The sequence below is a fragment of the Aeromonas sp. 25-248 genome (assembly GCF_053005425.1).
Map to the genome: position 1 here is coordinate 99,919 of NZ_JBRKTB010000014.1, position 19,693 is coordinate 119,611.

The 19,693-nt window shown below is 59.3% G+C and carries 18 protein-coding genes, 1 tRNA gene and 1 pseudogene; 18 read left to right on the forward strand and 2 right to left on the reverse strand.

All coding sequences use genetic code 11. The features are described from left to right. Positions 1 to 62 precede the first annotated feature (62 nt). The 13 genes from relA to rpoS all read left to right on the forward strand — a co-directional run bounded on the left by relA (position 63) and on the right by rpoS (position 13,276). Positions 63 to 2,273, forward strand: a complete 2,211-nt coding sequence (gene relA / locus ACVDHI_RS17340) for a GTP diphosphokinase (protein WP_010675631.1) — start codon at positions 63 to 65, stop codon at positions 2,271 to 2,273. A gap of 171 nt (positions 2,274 to 2,444) precedes the next feature. After that, positions 2,445 to 3,242: a nucleoside triphosphate pyrophosphohydrolase gene (mazG, locus tag ACVDHI_RS17345; RefSeq protein WP_043154806.1), complete on the forward strand. Its 798-nt coding sequence runs from the start codon at positions 2,445 to 2,447 to the stop codon at positions 3,240 to 3,242. A 141-nt stretch (positions 3,243 to 3,383) separates the two neighbouring features. Continuing rightward, on the forward strand, positions 3,384 to 5,021 hold the full coding sequence (gene pyrG, locus ACVDHI_RS17350) for a glutamine hydrolyzing CTP synthase (protein ID WP_039041042.1): 1,638 nt from the start codon (positions 3,384 to 3,386) through the stop codon (positions 5,019 to 5,021). A gap of 89 nt (positions 5,022 to 5,110) precedes the next feature. Beyond that, positions 5,111 to 6,412: a phosphopyruvate hydratase gene (gene eno / locus ACVDHI_RS17355; protein WP_005335583.1), complete on the forward strand. Its 1,302-nt coding sequence runs from the start codon at positions 5,111 to 5,113 to the stop codon at positions 6,410 to 6,412. A 177-nt stretch (positions 6,413 to 6,589) separates the two neighbouring features. Further along, on the forward strand, positions 6,590 to 6,907 hold the full coding sequence (ftsB, locus tag ACVDHI_RS17360) for a cell division protein FtsB (RefSeq protein ID WP_010675628.1): 318 nt from the start codon (positions 6,590 to 6,592) through the stop codon (positions 6,905 to 6,907). Further along, positions 6,900 to 7,631, forward strand: coding sequence for a 2-C-methyl-D-erythritol 4-phosphate cytidylyltransferase (gene ispD / locus ACVDHI_RS17365; protein WP_323906755.1), 732 nt, complete (start codon positions 6,900 to 6,902; stop codon positions 7,629 to 7,631). Before ftsB ends, ispD begins: the two co-directional genes overlap by 8 nt. 58 nt (positions 7,632 to 7,689) lie before the next feature. Then, the gene (ispF, locus tag ACVDHI_RS17370; protein ID WP_010675626.1) at positions 7,690 to 8,166 is read left to right on the forward strand and encodes a 2-C-methyl-D-erythritol 2,4-cyclodiphosphate synthase; all 477 of its coding nucleotides are present in this window, start codon (positions 7,690 to 7,692) and stop codon (positions 8,164 to 8,166) included. Further along, positions 8,166 to 9,224: a tRNA pseudouridine(13) synthase TruD gene (truD, locus tag ACVDHI_RS17375; protein ID WP_039041049.1), complete on the forward strand. Its 1,059-nt coding sequence runs from the start codon at positions 8,166 to 8,168 to the stop codon at positions 9,222 to 9,224. Before ispF ends, truD begins: the two co-directional genes overlap by 1 nt. Then, the gene (gene surE, locus ACVDHI_RS17380; protein WP_128296058.1) at positions 9,205 to 9,966 is read left to right on the forward strand and encodes a 5'/3'-nucleotidase SurE; all 762 of its coding nucleotides are present in this window, start codon (positions 9,205 to 9,207) and stop codon (positions 9,964 to 9,966) included. The genes truD and surE overlap by 20 nt, the downstream gene beginning before the upstream one ends. Before the next feature lie 4 nt (positions 9,967 to 9,970). Then, a complete protein-coding gene (locus tag ACVDHI_RS17385; RefSeq protein WP_010675623.1) occupies positions 9,971 to 10,588 on the forward strand; it encodes a protein-L-isoaspartate(D-aspartate) O-methyltransferase in 618 nt (205 codons plus the stop codon). Then, positions 10,585 to 11,166, forward strand: coding sequence for a YqaA family protein (locus ACVDHI_RS17390; protein ID WP_010675622.1), 582 nt, complete (start codon positions 10,585 to 10,587; stop codon positions 11,164 to 11,166). The genes ACVDHI_RS17385 and ACVDHI_RS17390 overlap by 4 nt, the downstream gene beginning before the upstream one ends. A gap of 9 nt (positions 11,167 to 11,175) precedes the next feature. After that, on the forward strand, positions 11,176 to 12,246 hold the full coding sequence (locus ACVDHI_RS17395) for a LysM peptidoglycan-binding domain-containing protein (RefSeq protein ID WP_039041047.1): 1,071 nt from the start codon (positions 11,176 to 11,178) through the stop codon (positions 12,244 to 12,246). A 46-nt stretch (positions 12,247 to 12,292) separates the two neighbouring features. Beyond that, positions 12,293 to 13,276, forward strand: coding sequence for an RNA polymerase sigma factor RpoS (gene rpoS, locus ACVDHI_RS17400; RefSeq protein WP_010675620.1), 984 nt, complete (start codon positions 12,293 to 12,295; stop codon positions 13,274 to 13,276). 73 nt (positions 13,277 to 13,349) lie between these two features. On the opposite strand, the gene tsaD is transcribed toward rpoS, so the two are convergent. Further along, positions 13,350 to 14,363 carry a tRNA (adenosine(37)-N6)-threonylcarbamoyltransferase complex transferase subunit TsaD gene (tsaD, locus tag ACVDHI_RS17405; protein ID WP_010675619.1) on the reverse strand — a complete coding sequence of 338 codons (1,014 nt, stop codon included), beginning with the start codon at positions 14,361 to 14,363 and terminating at the stop codon, positions 13,350 to 13,352. A gap of 179 nt (positions 14,364 to 14,542) precedes the next feature. On the opposite strand from tsaD, the gene rpsU reads away from it, so the two are divergent. The 5 genes from rpsU to ACVDHI_RS17430 all read left to right on the forward strand — a co-directional run bounded on the left by rpsU (position 14,543) and on the right by ACVDHI_RS17430 (position 19,444). Further along, positions 14,543 to 14,758: a 30S ribosomal protein S21 gene (gene rpsU / locus ACVDHI_RS17410; RefSeq protein ID WP_005309452.1), complete on the forward strand. Its 216-nt coding sequence runs from the start codon at positions 14,543 to 14,545 to the stop codon at positions 14,756 to 14,758. A gap of 15 nt (positions 14,759 to 14,773) precedes the next feature. Continuing rightward, positions 14,774 to 15,217, forward strand: coding sequence for a GatB/YqeY domain-containing protein (locus ACVDHI_RS17415; protein WP_041211069.1), 444 nt, complete (start codon positions 14,774 to 14,776; stop codon positions 15,215 to 15,217). 89 nt (positions 15,218 to 15,306) lie between these two features. Next, positions 15,307 to 17,094 carry a DNA primase gene (gene dnaG, locus ACVDHI_RS17420; protein WP_113068962.1) on the forward strand — a complete coding sequence of 596 codons (1,788 nt, stop codon included), beginning with the start codon at positions 15,307 to 15,309 and terminating at the stop codon, positions 17,092 to 17,094. Between the two features lie 183 nt (positions 17,095 to 17,277). Beyond that, positions 17,278 to 19,173 carry an RNA polymerase sigma factor RpoD gene (gene rpoD / locus ACVDHI_RS17425; protein ID WP_263639565.1) on the forward strand — a complete coding sequence of 632 codons (1,896 nt, stop codon included), beginning with the start codon at positions 17,278 to 17,280 and terminating at the stop codon, positions 19,171 to 19,173. A gap of 194 nt (positions 19,174 to 19,367) precedes the next feature. Next, positions 19,368 to 19,444, forward strand: a tRNA-Ile gene (locus ACVDHI_RS17430). 47 nt (positions 19,445 to 19,491) lie between these two features. On the opposite strand, the pseudogene ACVDHI_RS17435 reads toward ACVDHI_RS17430, so the two are convergent. After that, positions 19,492 to 19,693, reverse strand: a pseudogene (locus tag ACVDHI_RS17435) (hypothetical protein); the annotation flags it as partial.

Below are 19,693 nucleotides of genomic sequence, written 5' to 3' on the forward strand. Positions count from 1 at the left end.
CAGTTGATGAGGGGATGAGGAGAGCATCGGCTTTCGACCCCACACTTTTAAGGATTGATACCATGGTTGCGGTGCGCGATATTCATTTGAAAGACAATTTCACTCTGGATGAGTGGGTCAGTTCCCTTACCCTGAGTGAAAGTGACAAGAATCAGTTGCGAACCGTCTACCAGTATTGCCTGACCCTGGGTGACGAAGCGCTCACCAACCGCCTGCTGGTGCGCGGGGTCGAGATGGTGGGTATCCTGCTGATGCTCAGCATGGATCTCGCCACCCTCAAGGCCGCCATTCTCTATCCCTTCGTCGAAGCCGGTCTCATCAGCCAGGAAAAGGTGAACGAGGACTTCGGCCCCAAGATCGCCAAGCTGGTGGAAGGGGTGCTGGAGATGGAGGCCATTCGCTCCCTGCAAACCCTTCACCGCAGCGAAACCTCGCCGGAGCAGGTGGACAACGTGCGCCGCATGCTGCTCGCCATGGTCGAGGACGTGCGCGCCGTGGTCATCAAGCTGGCGGAGCGCATCGCCTGCCTGCGTGAGGCGAAGAAGGCGGATGAGGAGACCCGGGTGCTGATGGCCCAGGAGATCACCAACATCTATGCCCCCCTTGCGAACCGCCTCGGTATCGGTCAGCTCAAGTGGGAGCTCGAGGATCTCGCCTTCCGCTACCTGCACCCGGACACCTACAAGCAGATCGCCAAGCAACTGGACGAGAAACGGCTCGACCGCGAGCGCTACATCCGCGAATTCGTGCAGTCCCTGCGCGATGCCCTGGCCGAGGCCGGCGTCGAGGCCGAGGTCTATGGCCGACCGAAACACATCTACAGCATCTGGCGCAAGATGCAGAAGAAGCACCTCGAATTCAACGAGCTGTTCGATGTGCGCGCGGTGCGGGTGATCACCAAGCGGCTGCAGGATTGCTACGCGGCGCTCGGTATCGTTCACACCCATTTCCACCATATTCCCCGCGAATTTGACGACTATGTCGCCAACCCCAAGCCCAATGGCTACCAGTCCATCCACACCGTGGTGGTGGGGGAGGAGGGCAAGACGGTGGAGATCCAGATCCGTACCGAGCAGATGCATCAGGATGCGGAGCTCGGTGTGGCTGCGCACTGGCGCTACAAGGAAGGGGCACAGGCCGCTGCCAAGACCAGCACCTTCGAAGACAAGATCGAATGGCTGCGCAAACTCCTCGCCTGGCAGGAGGATCTCTCGGAGAGCGGCTCCTTGCTGGACGATCTGCGCAGTCAGGTGTTCGAGGACAGGGTTTATGTCTTCACTCCCAAGGGCGATGTCATCGACCTGCCGGCAGGGGCGACGCCGCTCGACTTCGCCTATCACGTGCACAGCATGATCGGTCACCGCTGCATCGGCACCAAGATCGACGGTCGTATCGTGCCCTTCACCTATACGCTGCAGACCGGCGACCAGGTGGAGGTGATCACCCAGAAGGAGCCGAACCCGAGCCGCGACTGGATGAACCCGAACGCCGGCTTCCTGCGCTCCAGCCGGGCGCGGGCCAAGGTGGCCACCTGGTTCAGAAAGCTGGACCGGGACAAGAACATCGCCGCCGGCAAGGAGCTGCTGGAGAAAGAGCTGGACAGACACAACCTCACCCTCTCCAAGGTGGACAAGGTGGTGCTGGAGCGCTTCCATGCGGAGGAGCTGGAAGATTTGCTGGCCGGTATCGGCAGCGGCGACATCCGCATCAACCAGCTGCTCAACTACCTCGACACCCGCTACAACAAGCCGACGGCGGAAGAAGAAGATCGCCGTCTGCTGGAGAAGCTGGAGCAGAAGGCCAATGTGCCCTTCCGCCCCAAACCCAAGGATCACATCGTGGTGGAAGGGGTGGGCAACCTGATGACTCACATCGCCCGCTGCTGCCAGCCCATCCCGGGGGACGCCATCCAGGGCTTCATCACCATGGGACGGGGGGTTTCCATCCACCGGGAGGATTGCGAGCAGCTCAAGGAGCTGTCGCGTCGCAACCCGGAGCGCTTGATCGATGCGGTCTGGGGGGAGAACTACTCCGGCGGTTACGGTCTCACCATCCGCATTCTCTCCAACGACAGGTCCGGCCTGCTGCGCGACATCACCACCGTGCTCGCCAACGAGAAGATCAACGTGATGGGAGTGCGTTCGCGCTCCAACGTGCGCGAGCAGACCGCCGAAATAGACATGGAGCTGGAGATTTACAACATCAACGCCTTCAACCGGGCGTTGGCCAAGCTCAGTCAGCTCAACGACGTGATCAGCGCCAAGCGGCTGTAATGCTCAACCGACCGGCCCCAGTGGCCGGTCTGCATTTTCTCCCTCCTTGTAGAGCATTGAAGACGGATATCATGCGCCCCATCTCCGTCCGCCATGGCTCCATATCATCTGGAACAGTGGCGTGAGCGGATATTCATGAACCCCATTTACCGAATCGAAAGTGAGTTGCCCATGTCCCAACGCTACGACCTTCCCCAACTGCTCGACATCATGGCCAGATTGCGTGACCCGAACGGGGGCTGCCCCTGGGATCTCAAGCAGAGCTTCCAGACCATAGTGCCGCACACCCTGGAGGAGGCCTACGAGGTGGCGGATGCCATCGAGAGCGAAGATTGGCAAGGGCTGAAGGGGGAGCTCGGTGATCTGCTGTTCCAGGTCGTGTTCTATGCCCAGCTCGGCAAGGAGCAGGGGTTGTTCGACTTTGCCGACATCGTCGATACCGTGAGCGAGAAGCTCATTCGCCGCCACCCCCATGTTTTCTCCGATGCCGATCTCGGTGACGAGAAGGCGGTCAAAGCGAACTGGGAGGCGGAAAAGGCGAAAGAGCGTGCGGCGCTCGACAAGGAGAGCGTGCTGGACGATATCCCCCTCTCCCTGCCTGCCCTGACCCGAGCAGCCAAGATCCAGAAGCGCTGCGCCACCGTCGGTTTTGACTGGAAGACCCTGGGGCCCGTGGTGGACAAGATCCACGAGGAGATCGAGGAGGTGATGGAAGAGGCGCTGATGGTAGACGTGGACGAGACTCGGGTGAGCGACGAGCTCGGCGATCTCCTGTTTGCCACCGTCAACCTGGTGCGCCATCTGGGCAAGGATCCCGAGCAGGTGCTGCGGGCTGCCAACACCAAGTTTGAGCGTCGTTTTCGTCAAGTTGAACACTTTATTGCCGCAGAAGGTCTGAAAATGACGGATTGCTCCCTGGAGAAGCTGGACGAGGCCTGGAACAAGGCCAAGGAAACCGAGCAAAGTTGATTTGGCGCAAGACGGGGCGGCGGGGAGCCTGATAGATTTTTGTTCATTGTTTGGGAGTGGGGGTTTTGGTATACTGTTTCCCCGTCCTGCTTCATCCCCGAAGCACCCCTTAAAATTCCCTAAACTTCTTTCAGGTTCAGCATGACGACCAAATATATTTTTGTGACTGGTGGCGTTGTTTCATCCCTCGGCAAAGGCATTGCCGCAGCTTCTCTGGCAGCCATTCTGGAAGCCCGTGGTCTGGATGTGACCATCATGAAACTGGACCCGTACATCAATGTGGATCCGGGCACCATGAGCCCGACCCAGCATGGTGAAGTGTTCGTAACCGAGGACGGGGCCGAAACCGATCTGGATTTGGGCCACTACGAGCGTTTCATCCGCACCAAGATGACCCGCCGCAACAACTTCACCACCGGCCGCATTTATGCGGATGTGCTGCGCAAGGAGCGTCGTGGTGACTATCTGGGCGCCACCATCCAGGTGATCCCGCACATCACTAACGCCATCAAGGAGCGGGTGATTGCTGGTGCCGAAGGCCATCAGGTTGCCATCGTCGAAGTGGGCGGTACCGTGGGCGACATCGAGTCCCTGCCGTTCCTTGAAGCCATTCGTCAGCTGGCGGCCATCGTGGGTCGCAACAATGCCATGTTCATGCACCTGACCCTGGTTCCTTACCTGGCCGCCGCCGGCGAGGTGAAGACCAAGCCGACCCAGCACTCCGTGAAGGAGCTGCTCTCCATCGGTATCCAGCCTGATGTGCTGATCTGCCGCTCCGACCGCGCCATTCCGGCCAACGAGCGTGCCAAGATCGCCCTGTTCTGCAACGTGCCCGAGCGCGCCGTCATCTCCATGAAGGATGTCGACTCCATCTACAAGATCCCGGCGCTGCTGAAATCCCAGGGTCTGGACGGCTACATCACCGAGCGCTTCGGCATCGAGTGCAAAGAAGCCGACCTGGCCGAGTGGGAACAGGTCATCTATGAAGAGGCCAACCCGACTGCCGAAGTCACCATCGGCATGGTGGGCAAGTATGTCTCCCTGCCGGATGCCTACAAGTCCGTCAACGAAGCGCTCAAGCACGGTGGCCTGAAGACCCGTCTCTCCGTCAACATCAAGTACATCGACTCCCAGGACATCGAGACCCGTGGCGCCGAGCTGCTGGAAGGTCTGGATGCGATCTTGGTACCGGGTGGCTTCGGCGAACGCGGTGTGGAAGGCAAGATTCTGGCCGCCAAATATGCCCGCGAGAATAAGATCCCGTACCTCGGTATCTGCCTGGGCATGCAGGTTGCCTTGATCGAATACGCCCGCAACGTGGCGGGCATGGAAGGGGCTCACTCCTCCGAGTTCAAGAAAGACAGCCCGTACCCTGTGGTCGGTCTCATCACCGAGTGGGTGGATGACGAAGGCAACGTCGAGACCCGGACCGAGAAGTCCGATCTGGGCGGTACCATGCGTCTGGGCTCCCAGCTCTGCCACCTGGTGGAAGACTCCAAGGTGCGTCAGATGTACGGCAGCCCGACCATTTACGAGCGCCACCGTCACCGTTATGAAGTGAACAACAAGCTGCTGCCGCAGATTGAAGCGGCAGGTCTGAAGGTGACCGGTCTCTCCGCCGACAAGAAGCTGGTGGAAATCATCGAGATCCCGGATCACCCCTGGTTCGTGGCCGCGCAGTTCCACCCGGAGTTCACCTCGACTCCCCGTGATGGCCACGCCCTGTTCGCCGGTTTTGTGAAGGCGGCGGGCGAGTATCAGAAGCGTAATTTGAAGTAATTGAAAATAAATGCGGTTGGGGCTCTGTGCCACAGCCGCTTTTTTTGGCATATTTTTGTTGTTTTTTTACGAAACCTGAGGAAATACACATGTCCAAGATCGTTAAAGTGATCGGTCGTGAAATCATCGACTCCCGTGGTAACCCGACCGTTGAGGCCGAAGTTCACCTGGAAGGTGGTTTTGTTGGTATGGCAGCCGCTCCGTCTGGCGCGTCCACCGGTTCCCGCGAAGCGCTGGAACTGCGTGACGGCGACAAGAGCCGTTTCCTGGGTAAAGGCGTGCTGAAAGCCATCGAAGCCGTCAACGGCCCGATCGCTCAGGCTCTGCTGGGTAAAGATGCCAAGGACCAGGCCACTGTCGACCAGATCATGATCGACCTCGACGGTACCGAGAACAAATCCAAGTTCGGCGCCAACGCCATCCTGGCTGTTTCCCTGGCCAACGCCAAAGCTGCCGCTGCTGCCAAAGGCATGCCGCTGTACGCCCACATCGCCGAGCTGAATGGCACCCCGGGTGTCTACTCCATGCCGCTGCCCATGATGAACATCATCAACGGTGGTGAGCACGCCGACAACAACGTCGACATTCAGGAGTTCATGATCCAGCCTGTTGGCGCCAAGACCCTGAAAGAAGCCGTTCGCATGGGCGCAGAAGTGTTCCACAACCTGGCCAAAGTGCTGAAGTCCAAGGGCTACAACACTGCCGTCGGTGACGAAGGTGGTTTCGCTCCGAACCTGAAATCCAATGCCGAAGCGCTGGAAGTGATCGCTGAAGCCGTTGCCGCTGCCGGTTACAAACTGGGCACCGACATCACCCTGGCCATGGACTGCGCTGCGTCCGAGTTCTACGACGCAGAGAAGAAAGAGTACAACCTGAAGGGCGAAGGTCGTGTCTTCACCTCCAACGGTTTCTCCGACTTCCTGGCTGACCTGACCACCAAGTTCCCGATCGTCTCCATCGAAGATGGCCTGGACGAATCCGACTGGGAAGGTTTCGCCTACCAGACCGCCGAACTGGGCAAGAAAATCCAGATCGTGGGTGACGACCTGTTCGTAACCAACACCAAGATCCTGAAGCGCGGTATCGACAATGGCATCGCCAACTCCATCCTGATCAAGTTCAACCAGATCGGTTCCCTGACCGAAACGCTGGCTGCCATCAAGATGGCCAAAGACGCTGGCTACACTGCCGTCATCTCCCACCGCTCCGGTGAGACCGAAGACGCGACCATCGCCGACCTGGCTGTGGGTACCGCTGCTGGCCAGATCAAGACCGGTTCCATGAGCCGTTCTGACCGTGTTGCCAAGTACAACCAGCTGATCCGTATCGAAGAAGCCCTGGGTGCCAAGGCTCCGTTCCGTGGTCTGAAAGAAGTGAAGAACCAGGCTTAATTTTCGCCTGAGTTCATGCTTCACAAAGCCCCGCCATCTGGCGGGGCTTTTTCGTTCTGCGCTTATGGGCGTGTGCGACCTGCATTTTTTATTCCGACCAACCCATCCGGCACACAGGCTTTCTTTTGTCTTGCCTGCGAATATGGGAAACTAGGCCGCTTGAAGGAGACTCAGTGCATGCGGCTACTCACTCTTATCCTGCTCCTCCTGTTGGGAGGGCTGCAATATGACCTCTGGCTGGGGAAAAACGGCCTCTCCGACTATCGGGAACTCTCCACCGCCATCGAGCGGCAGCAACAGGACAACCTGGTACTCAAGGACCGCAACAGCCTGATTTACCGGGAAATCGACGATCTTACCTCTGGCCTTGAGGCCATCGAGGAGTTGTCGCGCAACGATCTTGGCTACATCAAGCAGGGCGAGACCTTCTACCGAATCATTCCCAAAGAAAAGGATCAGGTGACGGAGCCTGATGGTGCCCCCTACGATGACTGATAGCCTGAGCGGCCTGACCGCCATCGTCCCGGCTGCCGGTATTGGTAGTCGCATGGGGGCCAGTTGCCCCAAGCAGTACCTGTCCCTGGCAGGGAAATGCATTCTGGAGCATACCCTGGAGCGTTTGCTCTCCCATCCCGCCATCGCCCGTGTGATCGTGGCGCTGGCGCCCCACGACAGCTGGTTTGAGACCTTGACCGTGGCCACTGACCCGCGGGTGCTGCGAGTGGAAGGGGGAAGCGAGCGCGCCTTCTCCGTGCTCAATGCGTTGCACATGGCAGAAGGGGAGTGGGCACTGGTGCATGACGCCGCCCGGCCCTGTCTGACCCACGAGGATCTCGATGCGCTCATTGCTGCCGCCATGGCCTCTGGCGGTGCCATCCTCGGCAGCCGGGTGCGCGATACCATGAAGCGCACCGATGCGGTCGGCAATATCCTCGCCACCGTGGATCGCGAGCAGCTCTGGCATGCCCTGACGCCCCAGATGTTTTTGGTCCGCCCCCTCAAGCGGGCGCTGGAGGAGGGGCTGGCGCTCGGCGCCGCCATCACCGATGAAGCCTCCGCCATGGAGCGCGCCGGTTTCCCCGTGCGCATGGTGGAAGGGCGGGCCGACAACATCAAGGTGACCCGGCCGGAAGATCTCTCCCTGGCTGGGCTCTATTTACAGCAACAACGTGCGTGCCGGTCGGCACGACCCGATTCATCCCCAGAGGAGCAGGCATGATCCGCACCGGACATGGTTTTGATGAGACAGATTTCCGTGTATTGAGGAGGGCGCAGGCATGATGCGGATCGGACATGGTTTTGATGTTCACAAGTTTGGCGGGGTTGGTCCCTGCATGCTGGGCGGGGTGGCGGTGCCCTATGAACAGGGCCTGCTGGCCCACTCCGATGGCGACGTGGTGCTGCATGCGGTGAGCGATGCCCTGCTGGGGGCCATCGGCGCCGGCGACATCGGCCGCCACTTCCCCGATACCGCCGCCGAATTCAAGGGCATCGACAGCCGCATCCTGCTGCGGGATGTCTTTGCCCGCGTGCAGCTCGCCGGTTATGCCATCGGCAACCTGGATGTGACCATCATCGCCCAGGCCCCCAAGATGGCCCCCCATATCGACGCCATGTGCGCCGTGCTGGCCGCGGATCTGCAATGTGACTTGAACCGGGTGAACGTCAAGGCGACCACCACCGAACAACTCGGATTCACGGGGCGCAAGGAAGGGATCGCCACCGAAGCCGTCGTCTTGCTGGTGAAACAATGATGCTTGAACAACTTGCCTATCTGCACGGGACGCCCACTGCTCGCGGCATCCTCAAGGCCGAGGCCGCCGACTTCGTGGTCAATGAAGATCTCGGGTTTGCACCTTGCGGCGAGGGGGAACACATCTTCGTCCGGGTACGCAAAACCGGTGAGAATACCGCCTGGGTGGCTGGCCTGCTGGCCGATGCGGCCGGGGTTGCCCGCAATGCGGTGACCTGGGCTGGTCTGAAAGATCGCCATGCGGTGACCGAACAGTGGTTCGGCATCCATCTGCCGGGCAAGGGCGAGCCGGATCTCTCGGTCATCGAGAACGACAACATCCGGATCCTTGAGGTGAAGCGCCACAACAAGAAGCTGCGGGTCGGCTATCTCAAGGGCAACCACTTCACCCTGCGTCTCACCGGGCTGGAGCAGGCCGACGGGCTGGAATCCCGTCTGCAGGCGATTGCAACCCAGGGGGTACCCAACTACTACGGCGAGCAGCGTTTCGGCCGCGGTGGCAACAACCTGGAGGCCGCCAAGGCGATGTTCGCCGGCAAACGGATCAAGGATCGCAACAAGCGCTCCCTCTATCTGTCCGCCGCCCGCAGCATGCTGTTCAATGCCATCGTCAGCGCCCGCATCGAGCAGGGACTGGCCCATCAGCTGCTGGCCGGCGACTGCGTGATGCTCAAGGGCAGCCACTCCATCTTCAGCGAAGAGAGCGTGACCCCCGAGCTGGAAGCACGCCTTGCCTCCGGGGACGTGCAGCTGACCGCTCCCCAGTGGGGTCGTGGCCGTCTGGCGAGCCAGGGTGCTGCCGCCGAGTTCGAGCAAGGAGTGCTGGCCCCTTATGGCGACTGGTGCGAAGGACTGGAAAAAGCCGGGCTGGATCAGGACAGGCGCCCGCTGCTGCTCAAGCCGGAGCAGATGAGCTGGCAACGGGAGGACGCGGTGCTGACCCTGTCGTTCTTCCTGCCGGCCGGCGCCTTTGCCACCAGCGTGGTACGCGAATTAATGCAGGCCGAAGAGGCCGATCACGGTTTCAGGAACTCAACCGATGCGAATTCTGGTCAGTAATGACGATGGGGTGCACGCCGAGGGCATTCGCGCCCTCAGCGAGGCGTTGCGTGCCTGTGGCGAGGTCGTGGTGGTGGCACCGGATCGCAACCGCAGCGGTGCCAGCCACTCCCTGACGCTGGAAGTACCGCTGCGGGTCACCCGCCTCGATGCGTCCAGTTTTCACGGCATCAAGAGTTTTGCGGTCAAGGGGACGCCGACCGACTGCGTTCATCTGGCGGTCAACGAACTGCTGCGCCCTGAGCCCGACATGGTGGTGGCCGGTATCAATCACGGGGCCAACCTGGGGGATGACGTCATCTACTCGGGGACGGTGGCGGCCGCGACGGAAGGGCGTCATCTTGGTTTCCCCTCCATCGCCGTTTCGCTGGTGGGCAAGACTCATTTCGCCAGTGCGGCCCACTACGCCGCCCAACTGGTGCGGGGGCTGATGGTGCATCCGTTGCCTGCGGATCAGATCCTCAACGTGAATGTGCCTGACCTGCCGCTTGAGCAGATCAAGGGGATCAGGGTGACTCGTCTTGGCAATCGCCACCGGGCGGAGTCGGTGATCCGCACCGAGGATCCCCGTGGTCAGCCGGTCTACTGGATTGGTCCCCCCGGCAACCAGCAGGATGCGGGAGAGGGAACGGACTTTGCCGCCATCGAGCAGGGTTATGTCTCCATCACTCCCCTGACCATCGACATGACGGCCTACGGCAGTCTGTCGACCCTGGGCGCGTGGCTGGATCTGCAGGGATGACGTTGTGATAGTACAGCGCCTGTTGAATCAACTGATTGCCCAGGATGTCCGCGATTTCCGCGTATTGGCGGCGATCGCGAAGGTGCCGCGCCAGCTGTTTGTGGACGAGGCCATGGCCCACAAGGCCTGGGACAATACGGCCCTGCCCATCGGCCATGGGCAGACCATCTCCCAGCCTTACATCGTGGCGCGCATGACCGAGCTGCTGATCCAGAACGATCCGGCCCATGTGCTGGAGATCGGGACGGGATCGGGCTACCAGACGGCGGTACTGGCCCACCTGGTGGAGCATGTCTACACCATGGAGCGGATCAAGTCGCTGCAGTTTCAGGCCCGGCGCAGATTGCGCCAGCTCGATCTGCACAATGTGTCGGCCAAGCACGGCAATGGGTGGCTAGGTTGGCCCAACAAGGGCCCTTTCGACGCCATTCTGGTGACGGCGGCGGCCAGTGAGGTCCCCAAGGCCCTGACCGATCAGCTGGCTGATGGTGGTCGTCTGGTCTTGCCGGTGGGTGATGGCCAGCAGACCCTGCAGCTCATCGAGCGATCGGGCTCCCAGCTCACCAGCCGGATCCTGGAGCCGGTACGTTTCGTTCCCCTGATTGACGGAGATGTCGAGTGAAGTTGTTTTCCCGCCTTTATGTTCTGGTGATGCAGTGGGCACGCCACAAGTATGCCCCCTGGTATCTGGCCATCACCGCCTTTATTGAATCCATCTTCTGGCCCATCCCGGTGGATGTGATGCTGGCGCCCATGGCGCTCGGCAAACCTCATCGCGCCTGGCACTATGCCGCGCTGGCCACTCTCTTTTCGGTGCTGGGCGCCCTGTTTGGTTATCTGCTCGGCTATGCCCTGTGGGAGCCAGTGGTGCAGCCGCTGGTGACCTCGGTTGGCTATGAGGACAAGATTGCCCTGGCCGAGCAGTGGTTCGCGCAGTGGGGCATCTGGGTTATTTTTATTGCCAGCTTCACGCCGATCCCCTACAAGGTGTTTACCGTCACGGCTGGCTTGCTTCACATGGCACTGTTGCCTTTCATCCTGACCTCGCTGATCGGTCGTGGCATGCGCTTCTTCCTGGTTGCAGGTCTGATGCGCTGGGGCGGCGAGAAGATGGAGCGCAAGCTGATGCACTATGTGGATGTGCTGGGCTGGCTCTGTATTGGTTTGGCCGTTGCGGCCTATTTCTGGTTTAGTCGTTAAGGATCCACTATGTGTTCGCGTGTTTGGCAAGGTAGCGGTGTCGTCGTGTTGTCATGGCTGCTGCTTGCCTGTTCCTCCAGCAAGACTGCGGCTCCGGTGCACAGCCTGGGCAATGATCAGGTCGCTTCGACCATCCCCGTGCGTCAAGGTATGACCAAGCCCGGCATTGCAGGCAACGGGTACACCGTGGTCAAAGGAGACACTCTCTACTCCATTGCATTTCGTTCTGGCATGGATGTGGCTTCGCTTATCAGCATCAATGGCATCACTCCCCCCTATAACATTTATCCCGGCCAGCAGCTCAGGCTCGATGGCGCTTCCGCCCCCATGGCGGTGGCAACCGTCGGCAGCCCTGTCAGTCGTGGCAGCGTGACGGGGTCTGGCAGTTACGAGGTGCGCCGTGGCGATACCTTGAGCAGCATCGGTCGCCAGTTCGGTCTCTCCAACCAGGCCTTGGCCCAGCGCAACAACCTCCAGGCTCCTTATGCATTGCACGTGGGCCAGGTGCTCAATGTAGGGGGCTCGGGTTCCTCGGGTGGTCAGATGGTGGCAGCAACCACACCGGTGGTGACCAGCACGGGGCCCAAACCCCTGGCCACGGCTCCGGCAGGTACGACCACACCATTTATTGCTCAGAAAACGATTGCTCCTGCCTCGTCAACAGCATACGCTCAGGCGAAAGAACAAAAAACCGTCAGTTCCTCGTCAACACTCTCCTGGCATTGGCCGACCAAAGGGCGGATCGTTGAAGGTTTCTCCGTTGCGGAACAAGGCAACAAGGGCATCGACATTTCCGGCCAGAAGGGCCAACCCATTTACGCTGCGAGCAGCGGCAAAGTGGTCTATGCGGGCAGTGCACTGCGAGGGTATGGCAAGCTGATAATTCTCAAGCACAACGATGACTACCTCTCCGCCTACGCTCACAACGATGAGTTGAGGGTCAAGGAGGGAGACACCGTGAAGGGCGGAGCGGTTATCGCCAATATGGGTAGCACGGATGCGCCGGATGTGCGCTTGCACTTTGAAATCCGGTACAAAGGCAAGTCGATCAACCCGATGGGCTATTTGCCAAAGCGTTAACTCAGAGAGCTGAGTCTTACTCTGGTGTAGGTCAGGGAGAGATATCATGAGCCAAGAACAACTGGTAATGCAGGATGCAGAGTTAGAGTTCGACGAGGAGCTGGAGGTTCAGGAGGAAGAAGAGGTTCAGGAAGTGGCGGCCGAAGCCGAAGAGACCATTTCCGATGAACTGATGGCGCCAGAGCTGAACAAGGTAATGGACGCTACCCAGCTCTATCTGGGGGAGATAGGCTTCTCCCCCTTGCTCACGGCCGAAGAGGAAGTCTACTACGCCCGCCGTGCCCTGCGTGGCGACAAAGCGGCGCGCAAGCGCATGATCGAATCCAACCTGCGCCTGGTGGTCAAGATTGCCCGGCGCTACAACAACCGCGGCCTGGTGCTGCTGGATCTCATCGAAGAGGGCAACCTCGGTCTTATCCGCGCCGTCGAGAAGTTCGACCCCGAGCGCGGTTTCCGTTTCTCTACCTATGCCACCTGGTGGATCCGCCAGACCATAGAGCGGGCCATCATGAACCAGACCCGTACCATTCGTCTGCCCATCCATGTGGTCAAGGAGCTGAACGTCTATCTGCGCACTGCGCGCGAGCTTTCCCATCGTCTCGACCATGAGCCGACCGCCGAGGATATCGCCTCTGCACTGGATCGCTCTGTGGACGATGTGAATCGCATGCTCAAGCTCAACGAGAAGATCACCTCGGTGGATACTCCCATTGGTGGCGATCGCGACAAGGCGTTGCTGGATGTGCTTTCCGACGAGCGCGGCATGGGGCCCGAGCTGGAGTCCCAGGAAGATGACATGCGCAGCAGCATAGTGCACTGGCTGGAGGAGCTGAATCCCAAGCAGCGCGAAGTGCTGGCCCGCCGTTTCGGTCTGCTCGGCTATGAACCGGCCACCCTGGAAGACGTGGGTGCCGAGATTGGTTTGACCCGCGAGCGGGTGCGTCAGATCCAGGTGGAAGGGTTGCGCCGTCTGCGGGAGATCCTGCTGGGGCAGGGGCTCTCCATTGAGGCGCTGTTCCGCACCAACTAAACGGGTATGAATACCGTCATCAAGATGAAAAAGGGGCCACAGGCCCCTTTCTTTTTGTCGTGGATCTTCCGGATCATACCGGATCCAGAGTGTCCAGCGGCCAGCGCGGCACGGCCTTGACGACGAGGGGTTCGAAGACTCCCGCCTTCAGGCGTTGCATGCCGGCATAGGCGATCATGGCGCCGTTGTCGGTGCAGTATTCGGTGCGCGGGTAGAAGACTTCACCTTTGAGGCTCTCCATCAGCTCGGCCAGCTGGGCGCGCAGATGACGGTTGGCGCTGACGCCGCCTGCCACGACCAGACGATTGAGGCCGGTCTCTTTCAGGGCACGACGGCACTTGATGGCCAGGGTGTCGACCACCGCATCCTCAAACGCCCGGGCGATGTCGGCACGGGTCTGCTCGTCGTCGCCATTGGCTGCTATGGTATTGGCGGCAAAGGTCTTGAGGCCGGAGAAGCTCATGTCGAGCCCGGGGCGATCGGTCATGGGACGGGGGAAGGTGAAGCGCCCAGTGGTGCCCTTTTCTGCCAGCCGGGAGAGCAGTGGACCACCGGGATAGTCCAGACCCATCAGCTTGGCGGTCTTGTCGAACGCCTCACCGGCGGCATCGTCGATCGATTCGCCCAGCAGCTGGTAGCTGCCGATGCCGTCGACCCGGACCAGCATGGAGTGGCCGCCGGAAACCAAGAGCGCTACGAAGGGAAACTCGGGGGCTCGCTCTTCCAGCATGGGGGCCAGCAGGTGGCCTTCCATGTGGTGTACGGCGATGGCCGGCTTGTCCCAGGCCATGGCCAGCGAGCGCCCTATGGTCGCCCCGACCAGGATGGCGCCAACCAGACCTGGCCCCGCGGTATAGGCGATGCCATCGATGTCATCCTTGCCAAGTCCGGCCTCTTTCAAGGCGGCCTGGATCAAGGGGATCGTCTTGCGTACATGGTCCCGGCTGGCGAGCTCGGGAACGACGCCGCCGTAGTCCGCATGCAGCTTGACCTGGCTGTACAACTGGTGGGAAAGGATCCCTTTTTGATCATCGAAGATCGCGATCCCGGTTTCGTCACAGGATGTCTCTATGCCCAATACACGCATTGCTAAAAAATTTCACTGCTAAAATGAGACGGCTATGGTAACCTTCGCGGGTTTTTTAAACCAGAGCGATCTCTGCGGGTTTACTTTCATTCCCTGTCCAGAGTATAATTTCGCACCATTTTAAGACATGCTGATCGATTGAAGGTCAGCTAACAATTTATCACTGAGGTGAAAGGCACATGCCAGTAATCAAAGTCCGTGAAAATGAGCCGTTTGACGTTGCTCTGCGTCGCTTCAAGCGTTCTTGCGAAAAGGCCGGTATCCTGTCCGAAGTTCGTAGCCGTGAGTTCTACGAGAAGCCAACTACCATTCGCAAGCGCGCCAAAGCGTCCGCTGTCAAGCGTCACGCCAAGAAGCTGTCCCGCGAAAACGCACGTCGTATCCGCCTGTACTAATCAAGGGATCATGCCGTGTCTCTGAAGGATCAACTCAAGGATCAGCAAAAGCTCGCCATGCTTGCCAAAGACAAGCTTCGGTTGGGTGCTATCCGCTTGTTGATGGCAGAAATCAAGCAGCGTGAAGTCGATACCCGTGTCGAGCTCAATGATGAAGAGATCCTCGCTGTCGTGACCAAAATGGTCAAACAGCGTCGCGATTCCATCAGCCAGTTTGAAGCTGCCGGTCGCCAGGATCTCGCCGACAAAGAGTCCGCCGAGATCGTTGTGCTGCAGGAGTTCCTGCCACAACAGCTGACCGCAGACGAAATTGCCGCCCTGATCGAGCAAGCCATCACTGAAAGTGGTGCTGCCGTCATGGCTGACATGGGTAAAGTCATGGCTGTCTTGAAGCCAAAAATTCAGGGGCGTGCCGATGTCGGCGCCGTCAGTGCTCAGGTGAAAACCCGCTTGGCGTAACAGGCAACTCTCTTGTTTGGTCGAAGAAGCCGTGCTTCCCATTGGAATGCGCGGCTTTTTTATTTCCTATGCAATGAAACAGGACGGTTATGGCTGGCAGGATCCCGCAATCCTTTATCGATGATCTGCTCGTACGCACGGACATAGTCGAGTTGATCGACTCCCGTGTGCGGTTGAAGAAAGCCGGTAAGAACTACCAGGCTTGCTGCCCTTTTCATAACGAAAAAAGCCCCTCCTTTACCGTCAGCCAGGAGAAGCAGTTCTATCACTGTTTCGGTTGTGGTGCCCACGGCAATGCCATCGGCTTTGTCATGGAGTACGACGGCCTGGAATTCCCCGATGCCATCGAAGAGCTGGCAAGCCTGCACGGTATGCAGGTTCCCCGTGAGCAAACGGCGGGTGGATCAAGCCATAGCCAACCAGCCGTCAGCAAGGATCTGTTCGAGCTGATGAACCAGATTGCGCGCTTCTACGAGAGCAATCTCAAGAACGCGCCTCAGGCGGTGGAGTATCTGAAAGGCCGGGGCCTGACTGGCGAGGTGGTCAAGCGCTTCAACATCGGTTATGCCCCTGGGGACTGGGATCAGGTGCGTCGCCGCTTTGGCGCCAGTAGGGATCACGAACAACTGCTGATTTCGGGCGGTATGCTGATCCCCCGTGACAGCGGCCCGGGCAGCTACGATCGTTTCCGCGATCGCATCATGTTTCCGATCCGGGACAAACGCGGCCGGGTCATCGGCTTCGGTGGCCGAGTGTTGGGGGATGGCACGCCCAAGTACCTGAACTCCCCCGAAACCCCCATCTTCCACAAGGGGCGAGAGCTGTTCGGCCTTTATGAGGTTAAGCAGGCACACAAGGATCCGCGCCGGATCCTTGTGGTGGAAGGCTACATGGATGTGGTGGCGCTCGGCCAGTACGACATCGACTATGCGGTGGCGGCACTGGGGACTGCGACCACCAGCGATCACATCCATACCCTGTTCCGTACCACGGCAGAGGTGGTCTGTTGCTACGACGGCGACAACGCCGGTCGGGAAGCGGCCTGGCGGGCGCTGGATAACGCGCTCTCCCACCTGCAGGACGGCCGTGAACTCAAGTTCGTCTTTTTGCCGGATGGCGAGGATCCCGACTCGCTGGTACGCCAGATCGGCAAGGAGGGGTTCGAAGCGCTGCTCGACAAGGCCCAGTCGTTTGCGGATTTCATGTTTGAACGCCTCGGGCGCGATGCGGCTCTTTCCGGTGAGGCAGGCAAGTTTGAAGTGGCCAACAAGGCCGCCGAGCTGATTCGTCGGGTACCGGAAGGTTTCACTCGTGAGGGGTTGATTACCCGACTCTCCAGCATGATGCGTTGGGGAGAAAACAAGCAGCGGATTACCGAGCTGTTTGCCCGCAACAGCCAGCCCAAGGTGGAAGTCAACAAACCCAAGGCGACCAAGCTGACGCCGATCCGCAGGGCTCTGGCCCTGATGGTGCAGTATCCGGCGATCACCGCCGAGCTGCCGGCCATGCCCGAGTTGGCCGGGCTGCGCCTGCAGGGGATCCCTTTCCTGCTGCAACTGCACCAGCAGATCCTGATCCAGCCGGGAGTGACAACGGGTATCCTGCTGGAGCATTGGCGTGGCACAAAAGAGGGAGAAATACTTGCCCAACTGGCGATGCATGACCTGTTTGAAGAGGTAAAGCTCGACCAGGAGCCCGATATTCTGGGAGAATTGCAGGATACCTTTGTCGGTTTCATCAACCTTTTCCTGAAGCAACGGATCGAAGAATTGCAGGCCAAGGTGGCGCAGGAAGGGCTAAGCTCTGAGGAAACTCAGGAGCTGATGATGCTGATCAGAGAGGTGCAGATTGAGAAAAGAAATGAGAGTGGGGCTTGATATTTGAGTGAGCAGTCCCAATATGAATAGCGTTGCCCGAATAGACGGGATTGAAAGCAAACACTTTATAACCACCTGGCCCCGACAACACTGCGGGCAGGGGTTTCTCATGACCGACGCCGCAACCAGACATAGCATGTCTGGCGGTTTTCTATTAGAATTGGCTATTTGCGCAGCAGCGCACTGTACGCGCAACCTAGCAACACCAACCGGATGAGTTCTATGGAGCAAACCCCGCAGTCTCAGCTTAAACTCCTCGTTGCCAAAGGTAAAGAACAGGGCTACCTGACCTATGCCGAGGTGAACGATCACCTCCCGCAAGACATTGTCGATTCAGACCAGATCGAAGACATCATCCAGATGATCAACGATATGGGCATTCAAGTGGTTGAAAACGCTCCGGATGCCGATGACCTTATCATGGCTGAAGGTGGTACCGCCGATGAGGACGCTGCCGAAGCAGCGGCCCAGGCTCTGGCATCTGTTGAATCTGAGATTGGTCGCACGACCGATCCCGTCCGCATGTACATGCGGGAAATGGGTACCGTCGAACTGCTGACCCGCGAAGGCGAGATCGACATCGCCAAGCGGATTGAAGACGGTATCAACCAGGTACAAAGCTCCGTCGCCGAGTACCCTGAAGCCATCACCTATCTGCTCGAACAGTACGACAAGTACGAAGCCGAGCAGCTTCGCCTGTCCGACATCATCTCCGGCTTCATCGATCCGAACGAAGTGGATGACGTGGCACCGACCGCCACTCATATCGGCTCCGAGCTCAGCGAGGACGACCTCGCCGACGAAGACGAAGATGAGGACGAAGACGAAGACGAAGACGGCGACAACTCCGACGATGACGGCGACGGTGGCCCGGATCCGGAAGTCGCTCGCGAGAAATTCGGCGAACTGCGTGCCCAGTACGAGGTGACTCGTCTCTCCATTCAGCAGAATGGCCGTGCCCACGACGACACCCAGAATGCCATCGCTCAGCTGGCCGATGTCTTCCGTCAATTCCGCCTGATGCCCAAGCAGTTCGATCGCCTGGTCAACAACATGCGGGAGATGATGGAGCGTGTCCGCGTGCAGGAACGCATCATAATGAAGCTCTGCGTTGAGCAGGCCAAGATGCCGAAGAAAACCTTCGTCGCGGCCTTCACCAACAACGAGTGCGAAACTGCCTGGTTCGAATACCAGAAGCAGGCCGGCAAGGCGTGGTCTCCCCGCCTGCTCGAGATGGACGAAGAAGTACTGCGTTCCATCGGCAAGCTGCAGCAGATCGAAGAAGAGACCGGTCTGTCCATCGCCCAGATCAAGGACATCAACCGCCGCATGAGCATTGGTGAGGCCAAAGCCCGCCGTGCCAAGAAAGAGATGGTCGAGGCCAACTTGCGTCTGGTTATCTCCATCGCCAAGAAGTACACCAACCGCGGTCTGCAGTTCCTGGATCTGATCCAGGAGGGCAACATCGGTCTGATGAAGGCGGTCGACAAGTTCGAATATCGTCGCGGCTACAAGTTCTCGACCTATGCCACCTGGTGGATCCGTCAGGCCATTACCCGCTCCATCGCGGATCAGGCCCGTACCATCCGTATCCCGGTGCACATGATCGAGACCATCAACAAGCTCAACCGTATCTCCCGCCAGATGCTGCAGGAGATGGGTCGTGAACCGAACCCGGAAGAGCTGGCCATGCGTATGGGCATGCCGGAAGACAAGATCCGTAAGGTACTGAAAATCGCCAAGGAGCCCATCTCCATGGAGACGCCCATCGGTGATGATGAAGACTCCCACTTGGGTGACTTCATCGAAGATACCACCCTGGCTCTGCCAGCGGATGCGGCCACCAGTGAGAGCCTGCGCAACGCGACCCGCGAAGTGCTGGCCGGTCTGACCGCACGGGAAGCCAAGGTACTGCGCATGCGCTTCGGTATCGACATGAACACTGACCACACCCTCGAGGAAGTGGGCAAGCAGTTCGACGTCACCCGTGAGCGTATCCGTCAGATCGAAGCCAAGGCCCTGCGCAAACTGCGCCATCCGAGCCGCTCGGAAGTGCTGCGCAGTTTCCTGGACGAGTAGTCCCGGGTTCTGTCAGCCTGACATTGCAACAAAAAGCCCCGCCATGCGGGGCTTTGTTTTATCCGTGCTGGCATGGGAGTGAAGAGGGGTCATGGAACCGCTTGAATATGGATGAAATCTCGCCAAGTGGTTGATCTGACTATGGACGGGGTATCCGCCATCCCCTATAATCCACGCCGCTAACCAGCATCAATGGCCCCTTAGCTCAGTTGGTCAGAGCAGTCGACTCATAATCGATTGGTCGTGGGTTCAAGTCCCCCAGGGGCCACCATTTTCAGACAAAGCCGCTCTTTTGAGCGGCTTTGTCGTTTCTGGCGCTCACCAGCGCCTGTCCAGATCCTCGGCATAGAGTGCCATGGCGCGCCGGTAGGGGAACAGGGCGGGATCCGTGGTGGTGGTCGCGAGGATCCCCAGCAGCGTCTCCATTCCCTCCTTGCTGCGCCTGTAGTGGTCAACTAAATCCGGACACACAGTTAAGCCGATTTTCGGCCTCTGCTGGCGGTATCCCATCATTGTGTTG